At 63.3% G+C, this 25,248-nt stretch carries 24 protein-coding genes; 23 read left to right on the top strand and 1 reads right to left on the bottom strand.

Annotated features, from left to right (window positions below; all coding sequences use genetic code 11):
- The first annotated feature begins 19 nt into the window (after positions 1-19).
- The 19 genes from AC3WJP_RS20190 (at position 20) to AC3WJP_RS20280 (ending at position 22,038) form a co-directional block, all read left to right on the top strand.
- Positions 20-1,543 (top strand): lipopolysaccharide biosynthesis protein, encoded by a 1,524-nt coding sequence (locus AC3WJP_RS20190; protein ID WP_493722363.1) that lies wholly within the window; start codon positions 20-22, stop codon positions 1,541-1,543.
- The gene (locus AC3WJP_RS20195) at positions 1,540-2,469 is read left to right on the top strand and encodes a glycosyltransferase family 2 protein (RefSeq protein ID WP_493722364.1); all 930 of its coding nucleotides are present in this window, start codon (positions 1,540-1,542) and stop codon (positions 2,467-2,469) included. The genes AC3WJP_RS20190 and AC3WJP_RS20195 overlap by 4 nt, the downstream gene beginning before the upstream one ends.
- Before the next feature lie 5 nt (positions 2,470-2,474).
- Positions 2,475-2,918 (top strand): low molecular weight protein-tyrosine-phosphatase, encoded by a 444-nt coding sequence (locus AC3WJP_RS20200; protein WP_493722365.1) that lies wholly within the window; start codon positions 2,475-2,477, stop codon positions 2,916-2,918.
- On the top strand, positions 2,915-5,125 hold the full coding sequence (locus tag AC3WJP_RS20205) for a polysaccharide biosynthesis tyrosine autokinase (RefSeq protein ID WP_493722366.1): 2,211 nt from the start codon (positions 2,915-2,917) through the stop codon (positions 5,123-5,125). Before AC3WJP_RS20200 ends, AC3WJP_RS20205 begins: the two co-directional genes overlap by 4 nt.
- 34 nt (positions 5,126-5,159) lie before the next feature.
- Positions 5,160-5,942, top strand: coding sequence for a WbqC family protein (locus AC3WJP_RS20210; protein ID WP_493722367.1), 783 nt, complete (start codon positions 5,160-5,162; stop codon positions 5,940-5,942).
- Positions 5,939-6,454 carry a transcription/translation regulatory transformer protein RfaH gene (rfaH, locus tag AC3WJP_RS20215; protein WP_493722368.1) on the top strand — a complete coding sequence of 172 codons (516 nt, stop codon included), beginning with the start codon at positions 5,939-5,941 and terminating at the stop codon, positions 6,452-6,454. The genes AC3WJP_RS20210 and rfaH overlap by 4 nt, the downstream gene beginning before the upstream one ends.
- 39 nt (positions 6,455-6,493) lie before the next feature.
- Positions 6,494-7,498, top strand: a complete 1,005-nt coding sequence (locus tag AC3WJP_RS20220; protein ID WP_493722369.1) for a glycosyltransferase — start codon at positions 6,494-6,496, stop codon at positions 7,496-7,498.
- The gene (locus AC3WJP_RS20225) at positions 7,495-8,739 is read left to right on the top strand and encodes a glycosyltransferase family 4 protein (RefSeq protein ID WP_493722370.1); all 1,245 of its coding nucleotides are present in this window, start codon (positions 7,495-7,497) and stop codon (positions 8,737-8,739) included. Before AC3WJP_RS20220 ends, AC3WJP_RS20225 begins: the two co-directional genes overlap by 4 nt.
- Positions 8,740-9,060: 321 nt before the next feature.
- A complete protein-coding gene (locus AC3WJP_RS20230) occupies positions 9,061-10,365 on the top strand; it encodes a hypothetical protein (protein WP_493722371.1) in 1,305 nt (434 codons plus the stop codon).
- Between the two features lie 61 nt (positions 10,366-10,426).
- Entirely contained in the window at positions 10,427-11,560 is a 1,134-nt protein-coding gene (locus AC3WJP_RS20235) for a glycosyltransferase family 4 protein (protein WP_493722372.1), read from the top strand.
- Complete coding sequence (locus AC3WJP_RS20240) at positions 11,538-12,740, top strand: glycosyltransferase family 4 protein (RefSeq protein ID WP_493722373.1); 1,203 nt, start codon at positions 11,538-11,540, stop codon at positions 12,738-12,740. The genes AC3WJP_RS20235 and AC3WJP_RS20240 overlap by 23 nt, the downstream gene beginning before the upstream one ends.
- A gap of 81 nt (positions 12,741-12,821) precedes the next feature.
- Positions 12,822-13,901, top strand: coding sequence for a polysaccharide biosynthesis/export family protein (locus AC3WJP_RS20245; protein WP_493722374.1), 1,080 nt, complete (start codon positions 12,822-12,824; stop codon positions 13,899-13,901).
- Between the two features lie 118 nt (positions 13,902-14,019).
- Positions 14,020-16,521 carry a pyrroloquinoline quinone biosynthesis protein PqqF gene (gene pqqF / locus AC3WJP_RS20250; RefSeq protein ID WP_493722375.1) on the top strand — a complete coding sequence of 834 codons (2,502 nt, stop codon included), beginning with the start codon at positions 14,020-14,022 and terminating at the stop codon, positions 16,519-16,521.
- A gap of 320 nt (positions 16,522-16,841) precedes the next feature.
- Positions 16,842-16,913 carry a pyrroloquinoline quinone precursor peptide PqqA gene (pqqA, locus tag AC3WJP_RS20255; protein ID WP_008365141.1) on the top strand — a complete coding sequence of 24 codons (72 nt, stop codon included), beginning with the start codon at positions 16,842-16,844 and terminating at the stop codon, positions 16,911-16,913.
- A 70-nt stretch (positions 16,914-16,983) separates the two neighbouring features.
- Positions 16,984-17,895 carry a pyrroloquinoline quinone biosynthesis protein PqqB gene (gene pqqB, locus AC3WJP_RS20260; RefSeq protein WP_493722376.1) on the top strand — a complete coding sequence of 304 codons (912 nt, stop codon included), beginning with the start codon at positions 16,984-16,986 and terminating at the stop codon, positions 17,893-17,895.
- A gap of 152 nt (positions 17,896-18,047) precedes the next feature.
- On the top strand, positions 18,048-18,800 hold the full coding sequence (gene pqqC / locus AC3WJP_RS20265) for a pyrroloquinoline-quinone synthase PqqC (protein ID WP_493722377.1): 753 nt from the start codon (positions 18,048-18,050) through the stop codon (positions 18,798-18,800).
- Positions 18,797-19,072, top strand: a complete 276-nt coding sequence (pqqD, locus tag AC3WJP_RS20270) for a pyrroloquinoline quinone biosynthesis peptide chaperone PqqD (RefSeq protein WP_493722378.1) — start codon at positions 18,797-18,799, stop codon at positions 19,070-19,072. Before pqqC ends, pqqD begins: the two co-directional genes overlap by 4 nt.
- The gene (gene pqqE / locus AC3WJP_RS20275; protein WP_493722379.1) at positions 19,044-20,228 is read left to right on the top strand and encodes a pyrroloquinoline quinone biosynthesis protein PqqE; all 1,185 of its coding nucleotides are present in this window, start codon (positions 19,044-19,046) and stop codon (positions 20,226-20,228) included. Before pqqD ends, pqqE begins: the two co-directional genes overlap by 29 nt.
- On the top strand, positions 20,194-22,038 hold the full coding sequence (locus AC3WJP_RS20280) for a S9 family peptidase (protein WP_493722380.1): 1,845 nt from the start codon (positions 20,194-20,196) through the stop codon (positions 22,036-22,038). Before pqqE ends, AC3WJP_RS20280 begins: the two co-directional genes overlap by 35 nt.
- A 90-nt stretch (positions 22,039-22,128) precedes the next feature.
- Here the strand turns inward: AC3WJP_RS20280 and AC3WJP_RS20285 are convergent, their stop codons facing one another.
- Positions 22,129-23,016: a LysR family transcriptional regulator gene (locus AC3WJP_RS20285; RefSeq protein WP_493722381.1), complete on the bottom strand. Its 888-nt coding sequence runs from the start codon at positions 23,014-23,016 to the stop codon at positions 22,129-22,131.
- Between the two features lie 155 nt (positions 23,017-23,171).
- On the opposite strand from AC3WJP_RS20285, the gene AC3WJP_RS20290 reads away from it, so the two are divergent.
- From AC3WJP_RS20290 to AC3WJP_RS20305, 4 genes are all read left to right on the top strand, one after another.
- The gene (locus AC3WJP_RS20290) at positions 23,172-23,852 is read left to right on the top strand and encodes a hypothetical protein (protein WP_493735687.1); all 681 of its coding nucleotides are present in this window, start codon (positions 23,172-23,174) and stop codon (positions 23,850-23,852) included.
- A gap of 207 nt (positions 23,853-24,059) precedes the next feature.
- A complete protein-coding gene (locus AC3WJP_RS20295) occupies positions 24,060-24,218 on the top strand; it encodes a YqaE/Pmp3 family membrane protein (RefSeq protein ID WP_493722383.1) in 159 nt (52 codons plus the stop codon).
- Between the two features lie 202 nt (positions 24,219-24,420).
- Positions 24,421-24,759, top strand: coding sequence for a type II toxin-antitoxin system RelE/ParE family toxin (locus tag AC3WJP_RS20300; RefSeq protein WP_493722384.1), 339 nt, complete (start codon positions 24,421-24,423; stop codon positions 24,757-24,759).
- 3 nt (positions 24,760-24,762) lie between these two features.
- Positions 24,763-25,095 (top strand): helix-turn-helix domain-containing protein, encoded by a 333-nt coding sequence (locus tag AC3WJP_RS20305; protein WP_493722385.1) that lies wholly within the window; start codon positions 24,763-24,765, stop codon positions 25,093-25,095.
- Positions 25,096-25,248 lie beyond the last annotated feature (153 nt).

Consider the following 25,248-nt stretch of genomic DNA (forward strand, 5'->3'; position numbering starts at 1 on the left):
ACGTTCTCAGGTAGTGCCAATGAGCAAGAAGCTTTCAGTCGTCCAGAACACACTGCTCAGCTACGCCGGCCAGGCGTACACGCTGCTGGTCGGCATTTTGATCATGCCCTTCTACCTCGTCCATCTGGGTGCCGAGGTGTATGGCCTGATCGGCTTCTACGCGGTGCTGCAAGCCTGGCTGATGCTGTTGGATGTGGGCCTGTCGCCCTCGCTGGTACGCCAGATCGCTCACCACCAGAGCCAGGCGCAGGAAGGCCAGCGCGATGGCGGCTGGCTGATGCGCTCGTTCGAAGTGATCTTCTTGCCGCTGACCCTGATCACCTGCCTGGCGGTATGGTTGATCAGCCCCTGGCTCGCCGAGCACTGGCTCAACGCCCAGGCGCTGGACACCGCCACCCTGGTGCAATGCATCACCCTGATGGGCGTGATGGTCGCCTTGCGCCTTTATGCCACGCTGTACAAAAGCGGCCTGCAAGGCCTGGAGATGCACGCCTGGCTCAACGGCGCCAATGTGGTGATCGCTACCCTGCGCTATTTCGGTGGCTTGTTTCTGGTGGCCGAAGTCTCGCAGAACGCGCTGGTGTTCTTCGAGTTCCAGCTGCTGGTGGCAGTGATCGAAACCTTGATCTTCGCCTTCAAGGCCTACCAGCGCCTGCCCGCACCGCAATGGCTGAGTGGCTTCAACTGGGCACTGGTCAAGCCGATCGTGCCCTTCGCACTGAGCATCAGCGGCACCTCGATTCTGTGGATCATCCTTACCCAGCTCGACAAGATGCTGCTGTCCGAGCAACTGCTGCTCACCGAGTACGGCTATTTCTCGCTGGTGGCGCTGATGACCACCGGCATCCTGATGCTGATCAACCCCATGGTGCAGACCCTGCTGCCGCGCATGACGGTGCTGATGGCCGAAGGGCGCGAGCACGACATGCAGCTGTTGTACCTGGCCGCCAGCCGCCTGGCCTGCACCTTTCTGTTCCCGCTGGCGGCGATCATCGCCCTGCACGCCGGCGACCTGATCTACGCCTGGAGCGGTGACCGCGCGGCCGCCGCCTGGTGCCAGCCGATCCTGCTCTGGTATGCGCTGGGCACCGCGATCATGTCGGTCAGTGCCTTCCAGTACCACCTGCAGTACGCCCATGGCCAGTTCCGCCTGCATGTCTGGTACTCGCTGGCCTCGGCGGTGATCACCGTGCCGGTGATGTTCTACGCGGTACAGACCAAGGGCGCGCTGGGCGCCGCGGTCGCCTGGTTCGTGCTGCGTCTGGTGTCGTTCGCCATCTGGCCGCAGATCGTTCACCACAACCTGGCGCGCGACATCCACGGCACCTGGCTGCACGACATCCTGCGCATCAGCCTGATGACCGCCATCGGCGTACTCGTCACCCAACCGCTGTTCAACGCCATCGCCGGCGACGACCGCATCAGCATCCTCGTCGGCCTTGCCGTCAGCGGCCTGCTGACGCTGATGCTGGTGGCCGGCAGCTACAAGCCGCTGGCCGCCAAGATCCTTCTCATGTTGAGCAAACCGAGCATCGGACAATGAGCAACAGAACCGAACAACAGATCCGCCAGCACTGGGCGCCGACCCCCACGCCGCTGTTGAGCATCCTCTGCCCGGCCTACAACCAGAAAGCCTACATCGCCCAGACGCTGGACAGCTTCCTGGCCCAGCAGACGCGCTTCGCGTTCGAGATCCTGGTCAACGACGATGCCTCCACCGACGGCACCGCGGCGATCATCGCCGACTACGCGCAGCGCTACCCGAACATCATCCGCCCGATCCTGCATGCCCAGAACCAGTACCAGCAGGGCAAGCTGTTCTTCCCCGACCTGTTCAACCGTGCACTGGGCAAGTACCTGGCCTACTGCGACGGCGACGATTACTGGACCGACCCGCTCAAGCTGCAAAAACAGGTGGACTTTCTCGAGGCCAATCCGGACTACGTGATCACCTACCACGACGCGTTGATCACCGACGACACAGGCGCCCATGGCGTGCAGCTGAGCGCTGAATGGCAACGCGACGCGAGCCGCACGGAGCTGCTGCGCGGTCGGCGTATCTCGACCCTGACCACCTGCTTTCGCAACGTCCTGCACGAACTGCCCCGCGAGCTGGAACAGGCGCCGCTGCTGGACGTGTGCTGGTGGTCGCTGCTCGGCGCCCACGGCAAGGGCAAGTACATGGCCGACATCGCCCCCGGCGCCTACCGCGTGCACAACGGCGGCATGTTCTCGATGCGCGCCGGCAAGCAGAAGCTGCACATGTCGCTGCAGACCTACGCGTGTCTGGCCAACTACTACCAGCGCCTGGGTGATCAGGCGCTGTACGAGTACTTCCTGGTGCAGGTCTTCGGCCTGTCGCTGTCGGCGGTCTCGCCCCTGCAGAAGCTCAACGCGCTGCTGCTGGTGGCCCGCAACGTCAGCGCCAATCTGTTCAAGCGCCTGAACTTGTCGGCTTCGAGGGGTTAAGCGCCATGTTCAGCAAGGTTTTGGTCCTGTGCATCGGCAACATCTGCCGCAGCCCCATGGCGGCGGCGCTGCTGCGTCAGCGCTCGACGGTGCAGGTGGCGTCGGCCGGGCTGCACGCCTGTATCGGTCAGGACATGGACGCGCACGCCCAGGCGGTGCTGCATGACGCCAAGGTCGAGGTCCGCAAGCACCACGCGCGCCAGGTCAGCGCCGACATGCTGCATTGGGCCGAACTGATCCTGCTGATGGATCAGGGGCAAATGCAGAAGGTGGTCGAGATCGCCCCCGAGGTGCGCGGCAAGAGTTTTCTGATTGGCAAATGGCAAGGCCTGGAAATCGCCGACCCCTACCGGCGACCCAGGAAGGCGTTTCAACAGACCTACGATCATCTCTCGCGCTGCGTCGATGACTGGTTGCCGCATCTAAGTCACGAGGAACATAAAAAATGACAGCAATGAGCCGCTCGAACGTCGACTACTACCAGGATACCCAGGTCGACATGGCAACCATCCTGCGCACGCTGTTCGACCATAAAGGCATGATCGCCTCGATCGTCGGGGTGTTCACGGTGCTGGGGCTGGTGTATGCCGTGCTGGCGCAGCCGATCTACCAGGCCAACGCGATGATCCAGATCGAGCCGAAAAAAGTCGGCTTGGACGCGACCCCGCAGGTCAGCAGCAAACCGACGTCGGTCTCCGAAGCAGTCACCGAGATCGAGCTGATCAAGTCGCGCACCGTGCTCGGCAAAGTGGTCAACGACCTCAAGCTCGACGTGATCGAACGTCCGCGGTATTTCCCGGTGTTCGGCCAATGGCTGGCGCGCCAGTTCAAACCGACCGGCGACACTACCGTGGCCGCGCCGCTGTTCGGCCTGAGCGCCTTCGCCTGGGGCGGCGAGAAACTCGATGTCTACTCGCTGGACGTGCCCGACGCCCTGCTCGGCAAACGCCTGGTGCTGACCGCCGGCGCCGATGGCGCCTACACCCTGGCCGACAGCACCGGTGCCCAGCTGCTGCAAGGAAAGGTCGGCGAGGTCAGCACCGGCAACGGCGTGTCCATCCAGATCGCAGCCTTGCAGGCCCGGCCTGGCACCGAGTTCCGCCTGGCGCGCAACCGCGAGCTGACCACCGCGCTGGACTATCAGGACCGCCTCAAGGTGTCCGAGGCCGGCAAGGACTCGGGCATCATCTACCTGGCCATCCAGGACGCCGACCCCGATCAGGCCAAGCGCGTGCTCAACGAAGTCAGCCGCCGCTATGTGCGCCAGAACGTCGAGCGCAGTTCCGCCGAAGCGGCCCAGCGCCTGGAGTTCCTGCGCTCGCAACTGCCGCTGGTGCGCAAGGAGCTGGAAAAGGCCGAAGACGCTCTGCATGACTTCCAGATGCGCACCAAGTCGGTGGACGTGAGCCTCGAGACCAAGGCCGTGCTCGACCAGTCCGTGGCGTATGACACTCAGCTGTCGGAACTGCGCCTCAAGCGTACCGATCTCGATCGCCTGTACACCCGTCAGCATCCGGCGTCGATCGCCCTGTCCAACCAGATCGGCCAGGTCGAAAGCCTCAAGGCCGCGCTGCAGAACAAGATCAAGGCCCTGCCGGAAACCCAGCAGGAACTGCTGCGCCTGACCCGCGACATGCAGGTCAGCAGCCAGACCTACACCCTGGTGCTGAACAAGAGCCAGGAGCAGGACATCATCCGCGCCGGCAACATCGGCAACGTGCGCATCATCGACAACGCCGACGTCAACGTCGAAGAGCCGGTCAAGCCGATGCGCGCGCTGATCGTCGCCATCGCCATGCTGCTCGGTGGCTTGCTGGCCATCGCCATCATCTTCCTGCGCCAGGCGTTCTACCGCGGCGTCGAGAACCCCGAGGTGATCGAGAACCTGGGCATGCCGGTGTACGCCTCGCTGCCACTGTCGCGCCTGCAGGAACGGCTGAAAAAGGGCCGCAAGAGCGCCCCGGGTGAATCGAAGATGCTCAGCGTCGCCGCGCCTACGGAGCTTGCCATCGAAGCCTTGCGCAGCCTGCGCACCAGCCTGCACTTCGCCATGCTCGAGTCGCGCAACAACATCCTGATGATCACCAGCCCGACGCCGGGCGTGGGCAAGTCGTTCGTGTGCGGCAACCTGGCGGTGATCATCGCCCAGACCGGCAAGAAGGTCCTGCTGATCGACGCCGACATGCGCAAAGGCTACCTGCACAAATCGTTCGGCCTGGCGCCTGCCCATGGCCTGTCCGATGCCCTGGCCAACCGCGTCAGCACCCAGGACGTGATCAACGCCACCAGCGTCGACAACCTCGACCTGATCGCCTGCGGCTTCGCGGCGCCGAACCCGTCGGAGCTGTTGATGCACGACAACTTCAACAAGTTGCTGCGCGAACTCACACCCGGCTACGACCTGGTGATCATCGACACGCCGCCGATCATGGCCGTGACCGATGCCTCGCTGGTCGGTCGCCAGGCCGGTACCACCCTGCTGGTGGCGCGCTTCGGCCAGAGCTCGGTCAAGGAGATCGAAACCTCCAAGCGGCGCCTGGCGCAGAACGGCGTGCTGATCAAGGGCGCGATCTTCAACGCCACCATCCGCAAGGCCTCGACCGCCGACTACGACTGCGCAGCCTACGGCTACGACTACAGCCCTGCGAAGAAGTGACTCGACCGACCGGCGCACGCCAAGGATGCAACCGATGACCAAGACCATTGCCATGATGCAGCCGTACTGGTTCCCCTACCTGGGGTACTTCCAGCTGATCGCCGCCGCGGACACCTTCGTGCTCGGTGACGACCTGCAGTACATCAAGGATGGCTGGATCAACCGCAATCGCATCCTGGTCGCCGGACAGCCCCGTATGGTCAGCCTGCCGCTGAAAAAGGCGGCACATGGCCTGCATATCAATCAGCGCCAGATCGCCGACGATTTCGCCCAGACGAACGGTAAACTTTTTAAGACATTGGCACTGAACTACTCCAGAGCGCCGCACTCGGATGTCACGTTGCCACTACTGGAAAAGATTCTGCTGCATCCGGAGCGCAATCTGGCCCGCGCCCTGGAGTTTTCCATTCGCGAGCTGTGCGCCTTCCTGAAAATAGACACGCCCATCCTGCGCGCTTCGGACCTCGCCATCAGCGATGTCGAGGACAAACAGGACCGGGTCATCAAGACCATGAAAAAGCTGGGTGGGGAGCGCTTCCTCAACCCGATTGGCGGCCTCGATCTGTATGAGGACGCGTTATTCAAGCGCAACGGTATCGAACTGCGGTTCCACCGCATGTCGGCACTGAGCTACCCGCAGTTCAAGGGCCCGTTCGTGGCCAACCTGTCGATTATCGACGTGTTGATGTTCAACCCAGTGGAGCAAGTGCGCCAGTGGCTGCCCCTGTTCGCCTGTGAATTGCCACACGTCACCCCAGTTACAGCTGTCAGCACGCCTATTGCCGCCCAGCCTACGTTTATGGAGATGTACTCATGACTGATTTCGCCGACAACGCCACCTGGTATCTGATTCAGACCAAACCGCGGCAAGAAGCGCGTGCCGAAGAACACCTGTTGCGCCAGCAGTTCGAATGCTACCGCCCGGTGCAGCCACAGCCGGCTGCCAGCAAGACCCGGCGACTGGTCGACGAGGCGCTGTTTCCGGGCTACCTGTTCATTCGCATGGACCTGAGCCACAGCTGGTACCCGATTCGCTCGACCCGCGGCGTGTCGCGCATCGTCTCGTTCGGCAACACGCCGTGCCCGGTGCCCGACGCCCTGATCGAGCAGATCCAGCAGCGCGTGCGCGTGCCGGTGGCCGCGACCCTGACCCCCTTCGTGCAAGGCGAGCGCGTGCTGGTGAAGGCCGGCAACAGCGACCTGCAAGCGATTTTCCTCAGCAACGACGGCGAAGAGCGTGCCGTGATCCTGCTGAACATGATGCAACGCGAACAACGCGTCACGCTGCCACGCAGCAGCCTTATGCGCGAGGTCGCACACGCCTGCTGATAGCACGGGCAGGCTTCAAGGATGACAGGAGGGAGTCCGATGAGCACAAGAACGACACTGGTTACCCTGACCTACGGCAATCGCCTCTGCTACCTCAAGGCGCTGGTCAACCGCTCACTGGCAAGCGAGCAGATCGAGCGGGTAATCATCGTCAATAATGCCTCCGCCGCTGACCTCGATTCGTTGCGTGCCGCCTGGCCGCAACAGATCGAACTGATCGACCTGCCCAGCAACACCGGTTCGGCCAACGGTTACAAGGTCGGCATCGAGGCCGCCTTGAACTGTGGTGCCGAGTACATCTGGCTCATGGACGACGACAACGCCCCGACCCTGGGGGCCATCGATGCCCTGCACCGGCGCCTGGCCGAGTGTGAGCAACGGATGGGCCGCGGCAAGACTGCGGTGATCGGCTTCAGGCCCGGCCACCAGGCCGACCTGGCCGCCGGTGTGCCGGAGCGCTTCGCCGTGCAGTGGCGCTCCAGCTGCTTCGGTTTTCATATCGCCCAACTGCCCTACAAACTCTGGCGACGCTTGCCTTGGGGCAAGCCGCGCCCGCGTTCGAACAAAAAGCAGCCGCTGGTCAAGCTGCCCTTCACCACTTATGGCGGCCTGCTCGCCCATCGCAGCCTGTACGAACGTATCGGTCTGCCGCTGGGGGAGTTGTTGCTGTATGCCGATGACACCGAATACACCTGGCGAATCACCGCTACCGGCGGGCAGATTTTCCTGGTCACTGAAGCCCTGCTCGATGATCTGGAAGACTCCTGGAACATCAAGTCACGCACCAACAACATCTACGAGAGCTTCTTGCTCGGCAACTCTGACTTGCGCGCGTATTACACGGCGCGCAACCAGGCCTGGTTCGACAAATTCGTCTGGGCCAAATCGGCCTGGCAGTACCACTTGAATCGCTCGGTGTTCTTGCTGCTGTTGCGCTACGTCGCCAGACGAAGCGGTTCCAGCCAGCGCCTGAGCCTGATCGAACAGGCCATACGCGACGGTGAATCCGGGCGCTTGGGCATCCATGAGTCGTACCCCCTATGAAATTACTTTTTCTCAACAGTCTGTACTCGCCCCATATCGGTGGCGGCGCCGAGATCGTCCTGCAACGCACGGTCGAAGGCCTGCATCAGCGCGGTGAAGACGTCACCGTGCTGACCACCGGCCCGCAGCCCGGGCTGAATTTCAGCCTGGTACGCGGCATCAAGGTGTACCGCGCGGGGCTGCTCAACACCTATTGGCATTTCAGCGAACAACGCCCCGGCGCCCTGGCCCGGTTGGGCTGGCACCTGCGTGACCGCTACAACACGGGCATGCGCCAGTACGTCAAGGAAGTGATCGAGCAGCAGAAAATCGACCTGGTGGTCTGCCACAACCTCAGCGGTTGGTCGGCGGCGGTATGGGACGAAATTTCCCAGGCCGGGATCCCTATCGTGCAGGTGCTGCACGACATGTACCTGCTGTGCCCCGGCAGCAACATGTTCAAGAAGGGCGCCGCCTGCAAGACGCCCTGCACCCTGTGCAAGCATTTTCGCCAGGGCCATGCCGAACGCTCGACCCAGGTCGATGCGGTGGTGGGCGTAAGCCGTTTTCTGTTGGACAAGCTGACCTCGGCCAAATACTTTCGCAACGCCAGCAGCCACGTCATCTACAACAGCAGCCCGGACGTCGAAGAAAACAACGGGCGCTATTTCAAGGCCGCCTGGTCGCGCCCCGAGCCGCTGCGTTTCGGCTACATCGGCACGCTCTCGGATCAGAAGGGCCTGCGCTGGCTGATCGAGCAATTCAAGGCGCTGCCGTTCGAGGCCACGTTGCAGATTGCCGGGCGCGGGCAGGCCGACTATGAGGCCGAACTCAAGCAGTTCGCCAATTCGCCCCGCATCGAGTTCGTCGGTTATCAGTCGCCCGAGAGCTTCTACCAGCAGATCGATGTGTCAGTGGTGCCGTCCATCTGGAACGAGCCCTTCGGCATGGTCGCCGTCGAGGCCTGCGCCCACTCGGTGCCGGTGATCGCCAGCAACCGTGGCGGCCTGCCGGAAATCATCGAGGACGGCGTCAACGGCCTGCTGTGCGACCCTGCCGACCCTGCCTCGCTGGGCCGCGCCATGCAGCGCATCCATGTCGAGACCGGGCTGCGCGAACGCCTGGCTGCGCAGACTCGGGTCAGCGTCGAACACCTGCTGGACCAGGAGCGCATGCTCGACAGCTACCAGCAACTGTTCAGCCAGGTGCTGGCGCAGAAGACCAGGCAACGCGGCAACGATTTCCTCCTGCAACACCCTTAGATCTTCTGCAGCCGTACCGTCATCGGGGGCAAGCCCCCTCGCTACATGTCCGGATCGCCTCACCGCCGCCCACGTAACAACTCCGGATCGCCATACCGCCACCGCCCACGTAACACGTCCGTATCGCTACACCGCCACCGCCCACGTAACACGTCCGTATCGCCACACCGCCACCGCCCACGTAACACGTCCGTATCGCCACACCGCCACCGCCCACGTAACACGTCCGTATCGCTACACCGCCACCGCTACCCCGCTAACCCTGTAGCGAGGGGGCTTGCCCCCGAAAGATTCTTGAACCGATCAAAGCGAGCATCATCCTTGACGATTCCTCCGCCTATCGCTGTGCTGACGTGCACGCGTTATCCGCGTTTTGTCGTGCTGTTGCTGAGCCTGTTGTGCGCCACGCAAACGCGTGGGGATGAGGACTTCATCGTCGGCGTCACCACCCACGTGCTCGAAGATGGCGGCCCGCTGGCACGGCCGCTGCGCCTGATGCTCGAAGCCGGTGTCGGGTCGGTGCGCGACCAGGCCCTGTGGAGCATTGCCGAAGACCGCCCCGGGGAACTGCAGATCGTCGCCGACTGGCCGCGCTTCCTCGATGCCCTGCAGGAAAAGTCCCTGCAGAGCCTGCTGTTGCTGGGAGCCGACAACCCTGGCTACAGCCGCAACGATGACGCGCACCGGGCCTTCACGCGCTACATCGATTACCTGAGCCAGACATTCCGCGGGCAGGTGAGCTTTTACGAGCTGGGCAACGAATGGGATCGCCAGGACAGCAACAGCGACGCCTACGTACGGTGGGTCAAGGACAGCGCCGCGCGGCTGCGGCACAACGATCCGCTGGCGAAGATACTGGCCGGCGCGATCGGCAGCGAGGCACTGGATCAGGGAGCGGCCGAGCAGTGGATCAAGGCCGGCTTGCTGGACGGCATCGACGGCCTGTCGCTGCGACCATTCGTGGCGTGCCGCAAGGCGATGGGGGGGTCCACCCCGGAGAGCTGGATACGCTGGCTGGACGAGTTCGACAAGCGCATCACCGCGTTGGCGGGCCGTCCGGTGCCGTTGTACCTGACGGCCATGGGCTGGCCCAGTGGCCAGGACAACTGCGGCGTCAGCGAAAACACCCAGGCGGCGTTCCTGGCGCGCAGCTTTCTGCTGGCGCGCACCCGGCCCGACATCAAGGGCATGTGGTGGTACGAACTGGTCGACAGCAGCGCACCGCAGCGGCCGCAGCATCTGGGCCTGCTGCACAGCGACCTCAGTGAAAAACCGGCGTACGACGTGCTCAAGGTCATCGCCCCGCTGGTGACCCGCTACCGCTATAGCCCGGACTCGAACCCGGACCTGGGCCGCAACAACCTGTACCTCATGGACTTCACCACGGACGACGACCATGTACTGGCCGCCTGGGCCATCGGCCAGGCGCGGCAGATCAAGCTCGAAACCCGCAACGATGTGCAGGGCCCGGTGCAATTGATCGATACCCGACAGCCGCGCCGCGGCCGCTTCGACAGCGATAGCCATTGGGTCTGCCAGGAACACCGCTGCACCGCCGTCATCACCCTGAGCGAATTCCCGCAGATCATTTCGCTCGGCAAACCCAACTGGCTGTTCATCCGGTGATTTTCTCGCCCGATGACGCCAGCGTCATTCACTCGCCTGAGGCCATGCCAAGGATGTTTCGATGATTGTCCTCAATGCGCGATTCCTGACCCAGGAGCTGAGAGGCGTACAACGCTTCGCCGAGCAGATTTGCCTGGCGCTAAAAACGTTGCGCAATGATCTGCAGTTCGTGTGTCCGACCGACATCAAGATGCATGAGTCCGCGCGCTTGCTCGATGCCATCCCGATTGGCAAGCGCAGCGGTCATCTCTGGGAGCAGCTGGACCTGCCCCGCTACCTGCGCAGCCAAGGCAAACCGCTGCTGGTGTCGCTGGGCGCCACCGCGCCGCTGTTCTACAACAATCAGATCGCCACGCACCACGACATCACCTACGTGCGCCACCCCGACAGCTACAGCTGGAAGTTTCGCAGCGCCTACCGGGTGATGACCCCGCTGCTGCTCAAGCACGTCAAGACCCTGATCACCGTCAGCCAGTTTTCCAAACGGGAGATCTCGAGTTTTTACGACTTCCCCCCGGATCAGGTGCTGGTGGTGCCCAACGCCGTGAGCGATGAGTTCCAGCCCGGTGCCCCCCTGCGTGCCGAGCGCCAGTACCTGCTCGCGGTGTCGTCACCCAGCGCGCACAAGAATTTCAGCCGCATGATCCAGGCGTTTCTGGCGCTCAAGGGCCATGACAAGGTCGAGCTGCGCATCGTCGGCGGCGGCGGCGCGATTTTCTCCGACCCCAGCCTCGAGCAGCTGGCCAGCAGTGATCCGCGCATCAAGTTTCTCGGCCGCCTCAGCGATCAGGCATTGATCGAGCAGTACCAGAATGCGGCCGCGTTCGTGTTTCCTTCGCTGTATGAAGGCTTCGGTATCCCGCCCCTGGAAGCTCAGGCCTGCGGGTGTCCGGTACTGGCGGCCAACGCGGCGTCGATTCCGGAAGTGCTGCAATCCAGCGCGCTGTATTTCGACCCGCTGGACATCGAACACATCTCCAGAGCCATGTCTCTGGCCCTCAACAACCTGACGATCCGGCAACACCTGCGCACCCTCGGTCTGCAAAACGTGTCGCGCTTCAGCTGGGAGGAATCGGCCCAGTTGATCAGCGACCGCATTGATTCGTTGACCCTCCAACAAAAACCAACGTCAGCGACAACACACGCGCGCTCGCTCGCGCCAAGGAGCATCCATGAAAATCGCAATCGTCCATGACTGGCTCGTGACCTACGCCGGTGCCGAACGCGTGCTGTCCGCCCTGCTGAAGATCTGGCCCCAGGCGGACCTGTTTTCCGTGATCGACTTCCTCAATGATGAAGACCGCGCCAAGTTGGGCGGCAAGCGAGCGCAGACCACCTTTATCCAGCGATTGCCCCAGGCCAGGACCCGCTACCAGAAATACCTGCCGCTGATGCCGCTGGCCATCGAACAGATGGACCTGTCGGCCTACGACCTGGTGATCTCCAGCAGCCACGCGGTGGCCAAGGGCGTGCTCACCGGCCCCAACACCCTGCACATCAGCTATGTGCATTCACCGATTCGCTACGCCTGGGACCTGCAGCACCAGTACCTCAACGAGAGCGGCATGCGCTTCGGCCTCAAGGGCAAATTGGCGCGGATGATCCTGCACTACATGCGCATGTGGGATCAGCGCACTGCGGCGGCGGTCGATCAGTTCGTCGCCAACTCGCACTTCATTGCCCGGCGCATCGAGAAAGCCTACCGCCGCCCCTCCACGGTCATCTATCCGCCGGTGGACACCAAGGGCTTCAACTTGCAGGTCGAGAAGCAGGACTACTACCTGACCGCCTCGCGCATGGTGCCTTACAAGAAGATGCCGATGATCGTCGAGGCCTTCACCGCCATGCCGGACAAGCAACTGGTGGTCATCGGCGAAGGGCCGGAATTCGAAAAGGCCAAGGCCCTGGCCGGCCCCAACGTGACGCTGCTGGGCTATCAGAGTTTCGAGGTGCTGCGCGGCCACATGCAGAACGCCCGCGCCTTCGTGTTCGCCGCCGAGGAGGACTTCGGCATCAGCCCGGTCGAGGCCCAGGCCTGCGGCACGCCGGTGATCGCCTTCGGCCGCGGCGGCACCCTGGAGACCGTGCGCGGGCTGGATGACAGCGCGCCGACCGGGGTGTTCTATCACGAGCAAAGCGTCGAGGCGCTGGTGGCTGCCGTGCAGTTGTTCGAGACCGAGCGGCATCGCATCAGCCCCCACGCCTGCCGCGAGAATGCCGAGCAGTTCTCGGAAAAGAATTTCGAGCGACAAATGCGCCTGTTCGTCGAGGCGCGCTGTGCCGAAGCCAATATCGGCGAGCCCAACCATCCCACCCCGCGGTTGGTGCTGGCCGCGGACAACGTTGCTGTCGCCGTGTCGGCGACTTCGCTGTAGCCGGTTGCAAAGGTCGCGCTAAAGAACCTGTTCATGAACCTGTGCCGTGTGAGAAGTCCGATTCTCCAAGGAAGAAATGCGATGAAGCGAAATGTATTTGTTGTCCTGCTCGCCAGTGCCGTACTGCAGGGTTGTGTTTTCGCCCCCGGTCAACACATGACCCCTTCGGACGCCAGCAACGATGACGTCGTGGGGCCGGTCAACGTGGTGCAAATCACCAACCAGACCGTCAGCCAGCAACGGGTGATCTACCAGGCGCCACCGGTGCCGGCCGAGTTGACCCACTATGTGCCGGAGGAATACCGCATCGGGCCCGGGGATGGCCTGCTGATCACCGTCTGGGATCACATGGAGCTCAACTCGCCGGCCAATCAGGACACAGGCAGCGCCAGTTCACGCATCGTGCGCGATGACGGCACGCTGTATTACCCCTATATCGACTCGGTCAAGGCGGGCGGCAAGACCACCACCGAGTTGCGCGAGGAGCTGCGCGAGAAGCTGTCCAGATACCTGACCGGCGTGCAGGTGGACGTCAAGGTGCAGGACTTCAACAGCCATCGGGTGATTCTCTCGGGGGCGTTCAAGACGCCGGGGCCGCAGGTGCTCAACAACGTGCCGGTGACCCTGGTCGATGCCATCAGCCGTGCCGGTGGCGATGCCGGTGACGCCAACCTGGCCGGGCTGCTGCTCAAGCGCGACGGCAAGGAATACCAGCTGGACATCGACAGCCTGAACCGCAAGGACTCGGTGCTCAACCAGATCTACCTCAAGGAAGGCGACCAGTTGCACCTGGGCAACAACCGCGCCAATCGCATCTATGTGCTGGGTGAAGTCGCGGCGCCGCAGGTGATGAACTACGGCACCAGCACCTTCAACCTGATGGAGGCGCTGGGCAATGCCGGTGGTCTGAATCAGGACACCGCCAATGCCGAGGCGGTGTACGTGATTCGCGGCGCGCAGAACACCGTCAAGCAGCCCGCGACGGTGTTCTACCTCGATGCGAAGAAGCCCACCGCGTTCATTCTGGCCCGCCAGTTCGACCTGCAGGCCTCGGATGTGGTGTTCGTGGGGCCGGCCAACATCACCCGGTGGAACCGCTTCATCAGCCAGTTGCTGCCCTCGGCGGGGATCGTCACCACCTCGGCGGCGCTCAAGAACTGATCGATCGTTGTACACAAACCGTGCAGGGCTCGCGCCCTGCGCGGTTTTTTGCTTTTTGCCTGTCGATCTTTATCCGCTAGGATTAGGCCTTGTCCTGACCACCACTGCGGAACCCTCCATGGAAGATGCAATCTCTTCACCCCGTGACCAGCGGGTGCTCGAGAACGGGCTCACGGTGAGCGCCTGGCACGACCCGCGGCTCAAGCGCAGCGCGGCCTTCCTGCGTGTCCACGCGGGCAGTCATGACGTGCCGAACGCCTGGCCAGGGCTGGCGCATTTTCTCGAGCATTTGCTGTTTCTGGGCACCGAACGCTTCGCCGACGACCAGACGCTGATGGCTTACGTGCAGCGCCAAGGCGGGCAGCTCAACGCCCGTACGTCGGAACGCCATACCGATTATTTTTTCGAGGTGCCGCCCCAGGCGCTGTCCAGTGGCCTAGAGCGTCTGTGCGACATGCTCGCGCGGCCGCGCATGAGCCCCGCCAACCAGCGCCGCGAACGCGAGGTGCTGCACGCCGAATTCGTCGCCTGGTCCCGCGATCCGCAAGCGCAGCATGAGTTCTGGATGGTCAGCCCGTTATCGGCGCAGCACCCGTTGCGGGCCTTTCATGCCGGTAATCGCTACAGCCTGCCGGTGGCGCGCCCGGAGTTTCAGCAAAGTCTGCAGGACTTCCATCGCAAGCATTACAACGCCGGACAGATGACCCTGTGCCTGGTCGGCCCACAAAGCGCGGAGCAGATGCTCAACCTCGCGCAGCGCGCCGGGCAATGCCTGCACCGGGGCAGTCGCTTGCCGCTGGCGGTGCCACCCGCGCTGCTGGCCGACGCCGACGCGGCCTTGGGCGATGAACAGGCGATCGTTGCCCAGCCCCCCGGCGAGCGGCTGAATCTGGTGTTCGCCTGCGAGCAGTTGCCGCCTGAGGTGGACCAGGCCGTGGCCTTCCTCGGCACCTGGTTCGCCAGCAGTCAACCGGGCGGCCTGCTGGTGGAGCTGCGCCGCCGCGGGCTGGTCGACAGCCTGAGCCTGAGCGCCTTTTACCGGCATGCCGAGCAGGCCCTGATCAATATCGAATTCAAGCTGACCGAGGCCGGCCAGCACGCCACGGCACTGATCCGCGAGCTGTGCTTCGACTGGCTGGAGTTTTTCGCGGCGCATGACGACTGGCACGGCCTGCGCGAAGAATACGCGCTGCTGGACAAACGCCAGCGCCAGTCCCACGGTGCGCTGGACCTCGCCCGCCACTACAGCACCTGCACCGACGGTCAAGCTCACGGCCTGGGGGACGACGGCCTGCGGGCCCTGCGCGTGTTGCTCGAGCAACTCAAGCCGGACAGGCAACTGCATCCCCTGCCCAGCCTGCTGGTGAAGACCAGCGCCGCGCCGGTGGTGCATTGGCGTCTGCCGCAGCGCAACCGCTTCCTGCGCCCCAGCCGCCGCCCGGACCAGGCCATCGCCGATCCGCGCTCGATGATCTACCTCGGCACCGCCGATCAGAGCGGCTTCGACGCCGTGCTCACGCTGCGCTGGCGCCTCAACGCCTCGCGCCAGACCGGCCTGTGGGCACTGATCGAACACAGCCTGCGGCGTCTGACCGATGAGGCGCTGCAGGCCGGGGTGAAGGTCAACTTCAGCAGCCTGGGCGATGACTGGCAGCTGCGCCTGAGTGGCGTCGAAGAGCCGATGCCGGCGATTCTCGAGCACGCCCTGGAGTGCCTCACCGCGCCGCCCCCGGAGATCTGGCGGTTGCCCCGGGATGCGGCAGCGCCACAGGCCATGCCCATTCGGCATCTGCTCAAGCGATTGCCCGAACACTGCCTTGGGCATTACCAGACGCAAGTGCGCTTCGCCCATGAAGACATCAAACCGCTCAAATTGCAGAAGCTCTGGTCCCAGGCGCGCTGGGACGGCATGGGCCTGGGCATCGGCGAGGCCACCCGCAGCGCACTGAATGGCGCACTGCATCGCCTGCCCGGGGCGCCGGACCGGACCCTTTCGACACCCATCGTGCCCTTGCGCGAGCGCTTGTGGAGCCAGGTCCCCACCGACTCCAGCGAGCACGCCCTGGTGCTGTTCTGCCCGACGCCGACGCAAACCGTGGCCGACGAAGCGCTCTGGCGCCTGATCGCCCATCTGTGCCAGATGCCGTTCTATCAGCGCCTGCGGGTCGAGTTGCAGTTGGGCTATGCGGTGTTCAGCAGCTTCCGGCAGATCGCCGGCCGCGCCGGGCTGGTATTCGGCGTACAGTCGCCGGCCACCGGCTGCGTCGAATTGCTGGAGCACATCGAAGCCTTTCTCGACACCCTGCCCAAGCTGATCGCCAGCCAGGGCACTCAGGGCCTGCACCATCAGTGTCAGGCGCTGAGCGCGCGCTTGAGTGTGGAAGAGATGGAAAGCAGCGCCTTGGCCGACACGCTCTGGCAGGCCCACCTGGGCGGTTACCCAGGCAGCTATCTGCGCCAGTTGCAGCAGGCGTTGCAGCTTATCCAGCCCGCGCAATTGCTCGATGCCGTGCGCCAATTGCAGGAAGCGACCGGCGGCTGGCTGTGCCTGGCCAACGAGGCCGCGCCCGGGCCGCAGTGGCGCGATGTGAACGAGGCACGGGATGCACAGATGTCGTGAGACTCTCCGCTTTCCTGTGGCGAGGGGGCTTGCTCCCGAAAGATACATCAGTGTCATCCGTGGTGACTGACACTCCGGATCGGGGGCAAGCCCCCTCGCTACAGGTCACCACCGCCCGGCTGAATTCATCATCTGTCACTTGCCCAATAAAATGTACCGACCAGATAATTACACGTCGCGCAAAAGCCTTTCGCAGGATCGGGGGCATCTGCGCGAAGGTAAATTCAGTAACATGTACCCTATGCCGCTGAACGTCCGCCCACCCAGGCAGACTAAAGTGTAACGAGCGACCGCTCTGACAACCCGGAAGGAGTACTCCCATGTGGACCAAACCTGCATACACTGACCTGCGTATCGGCTTCGAAGTCACCATGTATTTCGCTAGCCGTTGATCAGCAAGCGCTGCACCACGCCTCGGTTCGCCGGGGCGTTTTCATTTTCGGCCTTCGCCATGGAGTTGCCATGTACGTCCAGATTCTCGGGTCCGCCGCCGGCGGTGGTTTTCCACAATGGAACTGCAATTGCGTGAACTGCAAGGGCTTGCGCGATGGCACCCTGCGCGCCCTGCCCCGCACGCAGTCGTCCATTGCCCTGTCCGATGACGGCGTGCACTGGATCCTGTGCAACGCCTCGCCCGACATCCGTGCGCAGCTCCAAAGCTTCCCGGCGCTGCAACCGGCCCGGGCCCTGCGCGACACCGGCATCGACGCGATCATCCTGCTGGACAGTCAGATCGACCACACCACCGGCTTGCTGAGCCTGCGCGAAGGCTGCCCGCATCAAGTCTGGTGCACCGACATGGTCCACCAGGACCTGACCACCGGCTTTCCGGTGTTCAACATGCTCACCCACTGGAACGGCGGTCTGGATCGGCGGCGCATCGAGCTCGACGGCAGCTTCGTCATCGACGCCTGCCCGGGCTTGCGCTTCACGCCCTTCCCGCTGCGCAGCGCCGCGCCGCCCTACTCGCCGCACCGCTTCGATCCGCACCCCGGAGACAACATCGGCCTGATCGTCGAGGACCTCAACACCGGCGGCACGCTGTTCTATGCGCCGGGCCTGGGCAAGGTCGACGGCCCACTGCTGGAGCGCATGGGCGCCGCTGATTGCCTGCTGGTGGACGGCACGCTGTGGGAAGACGACGAAATGCAGCGCCGCGGCGTCGGCACCCGCACCGGCCGCGAGATGGGCCATTTGGCGCAGAACGGCCCCGGCGGCATGCTGGAGGTGCTGGACGGCCTGAGCAAACCGCGCAAGGTGCTGATCCACATCAACAACACCAACCCGATCCTCGACGAAGACTCCGCCGAACGCGCCGAACTGACCCGCCGCGGTGTGGAAGTGGCCTTCGACGGGATGAGTATCGAGCTTTGATGCCATCGCGATCCCCCGACTGTAGCGAGGGGGCTCGCCCCCGAAAATCGTGCCAGCGACAGGGTTGAGCCTGATACACCGCAATCGGGGGCAAGCCCCCTCGCTACAGGTTACAGGGCAGCCATCAAGACAGTTTTCTGCGGGAGAACAGCATGACCGACACACCCATGACCCCGGCCGAGTTCGAACAGGCCCTGCGCGCCAAGGGCGCGTTCTATCACATCTACCACCCCTATCACGTGGCGATGTACGAAGGCCGCGCGACCCGCGAACAGATCCAGGGCTGGGTCGCCAATCGCTTCTACTATCAGGTCAACATCCCCCTGAAGGACGCGGCCATCCTCGCCAACTGCCCGGACCGCGAGATCCGCCGCGAATGGATCCAGCGCCTGCTCGACCACGACGGCGCCCCCGGCGAGGACGGCGGCATCGAAGCCTGGCTGCGTCTGGGCCAGGCCGTGGGTCTGGACCCGGACCAACTGCGCTCCCAGGAGCTGGTGCTGCCCGGCGTGCGCTTCGCCGTCGACGCCTACGTCAACTTCGCCCGCCGCGCCAGTTGGCAGGAAGCCGCCAGCAGCTCGCTCACCGAACTGTTCGCGCCGCAGATCCACCAATCGCGCCTCGACAGCTGGCCGCAGCACTACCCATGGATCGACCCGGCCGGCTACGAATACTTCCGCACGCGCCTGGGCCAGGCACGCCGCGATGTCGAGCACGGTCTGGCGATCACCCTGGAGCACTACACCACCGCAGCCGGCCAGCAGCGCATGCTGGAAATCCTGCAGTTCAAACTGGACATACTCTGGAGCATGCTCGACGCCATGAGCATGGCCTACGAGCTGAACCGCCCGCCCTATCACAGCGTCACCGACCAGCGCGTCTGGCACAAAGGAATCCCGCTATGAGCTTCGATCGCAGCAAGACGCCGCACTGGCGCCAAGGCTACCGCTACCAGTACGAACCGGCGCAGAAAGGCCATGTGCTGCTCTACCCCGAAGGCATGATCAAACTCAACGAAAGCGCAGCCCTGATCGGCGGTCTGATCGACGGCCAGCGCGACGTTGCCGCCATCATCACGACGTTGGCCGCGCAGTTCCCGGATGTTCCGGAACTGGGCGACGACATCGAGCAATTCATGGAGGTCGCTCGTGCAGAGCACTGGATCGAGCTTCGCTGAGTCCCACTTGCCCCATCAGCCCCACATTCCACCGACCCCGCCCGTCGGCCTGCCGCTGTGGCTGCTCGCCGAGCTGACCTACCGCTGCCCGTTGCAGTGCCCGTATTGCTCCAACCCGCTGGATTTCGCCAGGCAGGGCAAGGAGCTGAGCACCGAGCAGTGGGTCAAGGTGATGCGCGAGGCACGGGAAATGGGCGCCGCGCAGCTGGGTTTCTCCGGCGGCGAACCGCTGGTGCGCCAGGACCTCGCCGAACTGATCGGCGAAGCCCGGCAGCTGGGCTACTACACCAACCTGATCACTTCCGGCATCGGCCTCACCGAGCAGAAGATCAGCGACTTCAAGAAAGCCGGCCTGGACCACATCCAGATCAGCTTTCAGGCCAGCGACGAGCAGGTCAACAACATGCTCGCCGGCTCGAAAAAGGCCTTCGCGCAAAAGCTCGAGATGGCCCGGGCGGTCAAGGCCCACGGTTATCCGATGGTGCTCAACTTCGTCACCCACCGGCACAACATCGACAAGATCGACCAGATCATCGAGCTGTGCATCGCCCTGGAGGCGGACTTCGTCGAGCTCGCCACCTGCCAGTTCTACGGCTGGGCCGAACTCAACCGCGTAGGGCTGCTGCCGACCAAGGACCAACTGGTGCGCGCCGAACGCATCACCAACGAATACCGCGAGCGTCTGGCGGCGGCGGGCAATCCGTGCAAGCTGATTTTCGTCACCCCGGACTACTATGAGGAACGCCCCAAAGCCTGCATGAACGGCTGGGGCAGCGTGTTCCTTACCGTGACGCCCGACGGCACCGCCCTGCCTTGCCATAGCGCGCGGCAGATGCCGATCGAGTTCCCCAATGTGCGTGACCACAGCATGCAGCACATTTGGTACGATTCGTTCGGTTTCAACCGTTTTCGCGGCTATGACTGGATGCCCGAGCCGTGCCGCTCCTGTGATGAAAAAGAAAAGGACTTTGGCGGCTGTCGCTGCCAGGCGTTCATGCTTACCGGCGATGCCAGCAATGCAGACCCGGTGTGCAGCAAATCAGTCGATCACGGCATCATTCTGCGGGCGCGGGAGGAGGCCGAACACGCGACTGCGACTATCGACCAACTGGCCTTCCGCAATGAACGAAACTCCCGTCTCATCGCCAAAAGCTGAGCTGTTCAGCGCCGCACAGGCCGTCGCCGCCGCCACCGATTTCGCCGAGCTGCGTATCGGCGCGGCCGGGGTGTTCTGGAGCGAATACCGCCCCAGCGACGGCGCCACCCGTATCTGGCAATGGCAAGGCAACCAGGCGCACTGCCTGACACCCGAGGGTTTCAGCGTGCGCAGCCGCGTCTATGAATACGGCGGCGGCTCGTTCTGTCTGGCTGAAGACGCCTTGGTGTTCGTCAACGAGCGCGATCAGCAGCTCTATCGCCAGGCCCTCGATGGCAGCGCGCCCCATCCCCTCACCCATGACATACGCCGCTACGGCGACCTGAGTTTCGCCGACGGCCAGGTGCTGGCGGTCGAGGAGGAACCCGGCGCGCCTTATCCGATCCATCGCCTGGTGGCCATCGATGCCGAAGCAGGCGCGCGTCAGGTGCTGGCCGAGGGCGCCGATTTCTACGCCGCCCCGGTGCTGTGTCCGGATGGCTCGCGGCTGGCCTGGATCGAGTGGTCGCACCCCGAGCAGCCCTGGACTGCAACGCGGCTGATGTGCGCCGAACGCACCCTCGACGGTCGCGGCTGGCACAAGCCCTACTGCCTTGCGGGCGACGGCGCGCACGCCGAATCCCTGCAACAGCCGCGCATCGACGAGCAAGGTCGGGTGCAGTGCCTGTCCGACCGTAATGGCTTCTGGCAGCCCTGGCGGGAGAGCCCGGCCGGCTGGCATGCGCTGCCCGCCAAGGCCGCCGATCATGCCGGCGCGCCCTGGCAACTGGGCGCCAGCAGTTGGCTGCCGCTGGCCGACCACACCTACTTGGCCAGCTGGTTCGAGAATGGCTTCGCCCGCCTCGGGCTGTGCAACGACGCCGACGGCTCGACGCTCGACTACACCGGCGAGTTCAGCCGCTTCCGTCAGTTGGCGGCCGACAACGCGTGTTTCTATGCCATCGCTGCCTCGGCGACCTGTCCTTCTGCGGTGATCGCCATCGATCGGCGCAGCCATGAGGTGCAAGTGCTGGCCGGTGGCGAAGCGCCGCTGGCCGCCGAGCACATCAGCGTGCCGCAGCCGCACGCCTATCCCAGTGGCGATGGCCAGGCGCACTGTTTTTTCTATCCGCCGGCCAGCCCGCAAGCGCTGCCACCTTTACTGGTGTTCATTCATGGCGGGCCTACTTCGAGTTGCTACCCGGTGTTCGAGCCGCGTATCCAGTACTGGACGCAGCGCGGTTTTGCCGTCGCCGACATCAACTACCGCGGCAGCACCTGCTACGGCCGGGCCTATCGCCAGGCGTTGCAGGGCAACTGGGGCGTCAGCGATGTCGAGGATGCCTGCGCGGCGGTCGAGCATCTGGCGGCGCTGGGGTTGATCGACGCGCGGCGGGCGTTCATTCGCGGCAGCAGTGCGGGCGGTTATACGACGTTATGCGCCCTGGCGTTTCGCGATGTGTTTCGCGGCGGCGCCAGCCTGTATGGGGTGAGCGACCCGGCGGCGCTGGCCCGGGATACGCACAAGTTCGAGAGTGACTATCTGAACTGGCTGATCGGCGATCCCGAGGTTGATAGCGAACGTTACGAGGCGCGCACGCCGCTGTTGCATGCCGAGCGCATCAAGGTGCCGGTGATCTTCTTTCAGGGCGAGCTGGATGCCGTGGTGGTGCCCCAGCAGACTCGCAGCATGCTCGACGCCTTGCAGCGCAACGGCTTGCCGGCTGAAGGGCATTTTTATCCCGAGGAGCGCCATGGCTTTCGCCAGGCGGCGAACCTGGCCCATGCGCTGGAAGAGGAGTGGAAGTTTTACTGCCGCATCATGGCTTGATCCCTGTAGCGGGGGGGCTTGCCCCCGAAAAATCCAACCCGACTCCGACTCAGCGACTGGATTGAGAATTTTCGGGGGCAAGCCCCCCCGCTACAGGTGGGGGGCTCGCGATTCCAATACCTGTTGCAATAACTGTACGGACGCCTGCTGGCGCTGCGCATCGCGATACACCAGCCCGACCTTGAGCGGCACGCGTGGCTCGCTCAGGGGCTTCCACAGCAGCCCCGCATCCTCTTGCGCCACCCGCGCGCGGCCCGGCAGCACCGTCGCCAGTGCGGTACCGGGCAGGCTGTCGAGGATCGCCGCCATGGTGTTGAGCTCGGCCTGCACCTGCGGGCGCCGCCCCAGATTGGCCAGTTGCCCCTGCCAGATCTGCCGCAGCTGAAATTCTTCGCCCAACAGCAGCATCGGCAAGTCCACCGCCTGCGCCAGCGAGACCTTCTTGAACTCGCGCAGCGGATGCTCCTCGGGGATCACCACCTGCAACTCGTCCTCATAGAGCAGCACGCCATGCAAACCCGGCTGGCGCGGCGGCAGGTAACCAATGCCGATATCCAGCACGCCGCTGAGCAGCCGCCGCTCGATCTCCAGCCCCGACAGCTCGTAGATCTGCACCACCAGATGGGGCTGCGCCTTGCGCACGCCTTCGAGCAATTGCGGCACCAGGCTCGGATGCACGGTTTGCAATACGCCGATGGCCAGGGTGCGCACCGCCTGGCCCTTGAAGTTGCCCAACGCCTCGCGCGCTCGCTGCAGCCCATCGAGCAATGGCACGGCGTGGTTGTACAGGGTGTGGGCGGCCAGGGTCGGCAACAGGCGCTTGTTGCTGCGCTCGAACAGGCTCACATCGAGGTTGTGTTCGAGCTGGCGAATCTGTTGCGAGAGCGCCGGCTGCGACAACGCCAGACGCTCGGCCGCGCGGCCAACGTGCCCCTCTTCATAGACCGCGACGAAATACCGCAGCTGCTTGAAATCCATAAGCATCACTTATCAAAAATACTGCTAAATCGAAATGGAGCCGTTGCCAGCAGCGGCCTAGTCTATCGGCAATCAAAGGGGCTGAGACACATAAACGCCCCGCGCAGCGATTTTACTGCGCCTTTGCCGATTAGCATTTAGATAGGCCTGAGCGAATGAGTCTATTCAGTTTGCGTCGTTTTACAGCGGATCTTGAGGTCCCTGCGGCATCCCGCCAACTTGACAACCTCTACACCGACAAATTCACCCCACCCATGCACCTGGTCCCCCCTGTGGGAGCGGGCTCTGCCCGCGAAGCAAGCACCGCCGGCCACCAGGCAACGCTGATCTGGCCACGACCCAGCCTCGCGTCGGCCCGCCAGGCAGCGCTCGATCTGGCGCGCCGCTGGGGTCAGAGCAAGCGCCGCAATAGCGGGATTCTGTATGTGGGTGATAAGCCGTCGCAGCTGCGCGCTGACGACCTGCCTGCACTCAATGCCACCGTGGACGCCAACACCGCGGCCATCGTTCTGGATACTGGCTGCGGGGGGATGACCGCCGAGTATTGCCGCGCGGCAGCCAGCCTGTGCCGCACCCTGCATATTCTGTTGATCATCGATGGCAGCCCTCAGCACCCGCCACTGGCGCTGGAACGTAGCTGGGACGTCCATGCCGATATCGTCATTGTCGACCAGGACCGCAGTCATGGCTTCCGGCAGCCGGCCTTCGTCGTGCGCACCCATACCGATGGCCTTGAAGCCCTGGCGCGCTTCGCGGGCAGAGCCCGCTCCCACACAGATCAACCCACTCCGTGGGAGCGGGCTCTGCCCGCGATACGCCCTGCCGCATCATCCTAGGCGTTGGCGCAAAACCCTAAGCGCTTTATCAGGTCCACGAATACCGTCTTGCGTTATCGCGCAACGTCCCGAGCCGGACAGGTTAGGTTCGGGCGTTTTTTCTACGCTGTGTGCTGCAAGTGATTGAGCAATAGCGGGTTGCCGGTGATCGTCGGAATCTTCTCGCGCGCCAAAGGTCATTAGAGTAACGACCTTTGGAGCACTACCATGGACCTTATTCGCATCATCTTCGCAATCATCCTGCCCCCTGTCGGCGTGTTTCTGCAGGTCGGCTTCGGCGGCGCCTTCTGGCTCAACATCCTGCTGACCCTGTGCGGCTACATCCCCGGCATCATCCATGCGGTGTATATCATCGCCAAGCGTTGAGCCTGGCTAGAAGCAGACCCTTCCTACAAAAGATCAAGCCTGCTCCTGACATTCGCGCCTGGGCTTGATCTTTAGTCTTTGGCCTTTCCGCTCAGGAGAGGCCTATGAAGATGGCGCCCCATCCTTTTGTTACATTTTTTCCAGCGATGACGCTTGCATGCAGCGCTGCAACGTATAAAATTTTATACGCACGGCGGTCAGCATGACGAATTCCAAGCGTATCCTATGGCTGGATACCACCCTCGAAGACATCCTGCAGTTTCCTGCGCCTATTCGCAGGCAGGCTGGTTTCCAGCTCGCAAAGGTCGAATCGGGCGAATCCCCTGAAGACTGGAAAGCCCTGAGCGGCATCGGCTCCGGGATCATTGAAATCCGGCTTAGCGGCGCCGAGGGGATTTTCAGGGTCGTCTTCGTAGCCAAATTCCCGGAAGCAATTTACGTACTTCACTGCTTTCAAAAAAAGACCCAAGCGCTGTGCAAACATGACATGCAGATCATTTCTCGGCGGTATGGCGCCGTAGCCAGGATGAACAGAGGATAAAAAATGGACGATGAGGTGAAGATCAGTCACATAACTGAAATCGGTAGCAATATCTTTTTGGAACTTGGCTTCCCGGCAAAAGAAGCGGCGCAACTGGAAGCCGTTTCCCAGAATGAAATCGAAGATATCCGTCGATTGAAGGTACAGCTCATGACTGAGGTGGCTACCTGGATCCAGGTCAATCATCTGAAGCAGTCTGACGCCGCACTGGCTCTGCGTGTAAGCCGGCCGAGGGTCTCGGACGTGATAAACAAAAAAACGGCGAAGTTCACCCTCGATACGCTGGTGGGGATGCTGGCGCGGATAGGCAAACCGGTAACGCTCGCGGTGGGGTAAAACCCGCCCAAACGAAAAACCCCGCCTGAGCGGGGTTTTGCAGTATGTGTCCCAAGACATCCTTTTCTGTCCCACCGTCCTGGCGGGTGATTCCGTTTATTTCCTTGGCGCTTCCTGCGCTACATCCGTGAGTTAAAGATACCCAGTGGGCTT

It is taken from the genome of Pseudomonas sp. GW821-FHT01A09, from assembly GCF_058986725.1.

Bases quoted from the DNA above. Each gene is read 5' to 3' on its own strand.
- AC3WJP_RS20190 (WP_493722363.1), top strand. From the start codon at position 20: ATGAGCAAGAAGCTTTCAGTCGTCCAGAACACACTGCTCAGCTACGCC.
- AC3WJP_RS20195 (WP_493722364.1), top strand. From the start codon at position 1,540: ATGAGCAACAGAACCGAACAACAGATCCGCCAGCACTGGGCGCCGACC.
- AC3WJP_RS20200 (WP_493722365.1), top strand. From the start codon at position 2,475: ATGTTCAGCAAGGTTTTGGTCCTGTGCATCGGCAACATCTGCCGCAGC.
- AC3WJP_RS20205 (WP_493722366.1), top strand. From the start codon at position 2,915: ATGACAGCAATGAGCCGCTCGAACGTCGACTACTACCAGGATACCCAG.
- AC3WJP_RS20210 (WP_493722367.1), top strand. From the start codon at position 5,160: ATGACCAAGACCATTGCCATGATGCAGCCGTACTGGTTCCCCTACCTG.
- rfaH (WP_493722368.1), top strand. From the start codon at position 5,939: ATGACTGATTTCGCCGACAACGCCACCTGGTATCTGATTCAGACCAAA.
- AC3WJP_RS20220 (WP_493722369.1), top strand. From the start codon at position 6,494: ATGAGCACAAGAACGACACTGGTTACCCTGACCTACGGCAATCGCCTC.
- AC3WJP_RS20225 (WP_493722370.1), top strand. From the start codon at position 7,495: ATGAAATTACTTTTTCTCAACAGTCTGTACTCGCCCCATATCGGTGGC.
- AC3WJP_RS20235 (WP_493722372.1), top strand. From the start codon at position 10,427: ATGATTGTCCTCAATGCGCGATTCCTGACCCAGGAGCTGAGAGGCGTA.
- AC3WJP_RS20240 (WP_493722373.1), top strand. From the start codon at position 11,538: ATGAAAATCGCAATCGTCCATGACTGGCTCGTGACCTACGCCGGTGCC.
- AC3WJP_RS20245 (WP_493722374.1), top strand. From the start codon at position 12,822: ATGAAGCGAAATGTATTTGTTGTCCTGCTCGCCAGTGCCGTACTGCAG.
- pqqF (WP_493722375.1), top strand. From the start codon at position 14,020: ATGGAAGATGCAATCTCTTCACCCCGTGACCAGCGGGTGCTCGAGAAC.
- pqqB (WP_493722376.1), top strand. From the start codon at position 16,984: ATGTACGTCCAGATTCTCGGGTCCGCCGCCGGCGGTGGTTTTCCACAA.
- pqqC (WP_493722377.1), top strand. From the start codon at position 18,048: ATGACCGACACACCCATGACCCCGGCCGAGTTCGAACAGGCCCTGCGC.
- pqqD (WP_493722378.1), top strand. From the start codon at position 18,797: ATGAGCTTCGATCGCAGCAAGACGCCGCACTGGCGCCAAGGCTACCGC.
- AC3WJP_RS20280 (WP_493722380.1), top strand. From the start codon at position 20,194: ATGAACGAAACTCCCGTCTCATCGCCAAAAGCTGAGCTGTTCAGCGCC.
- AC3WJP_RS20285 (WP_493722381.1), bottom strand. From the start codon at position 23,016: ATGGATTTCAAGCAGCTGCGGTATTTCGTCGCGGTCTATGAAGAGGGG.
- AC3WJP_RS20290 (WP_493735687.1), top strand. From the start codon at position 23,172: ATGAGTCTATTCAGTTTGCGTCGTTTTACAGCGGATCTTGAGGTCCCT.
- AC3WJP_RS20295 (WP_493722383.1), top strand. From the start codon at position 24,060: ATGGACCTTATTCGCATCATCTTCGCAATCATCCTGCCCCCTGTCGGC.
- AC3WJP_RS20300 (WP_493722384.1), top strand. From the start codon at position 24,421: ATGACGAATTCCAAGCGTATCCTATGGCTGGATACCACCCTCGAAGAC.
- AC3WJP_RS20305 (WP_493722385.1), top strand. From the start codon at position 24,763: ATGGACGATGAGGTGAAGATCAGTCACATAACTGAAATCGGTAGCAAT.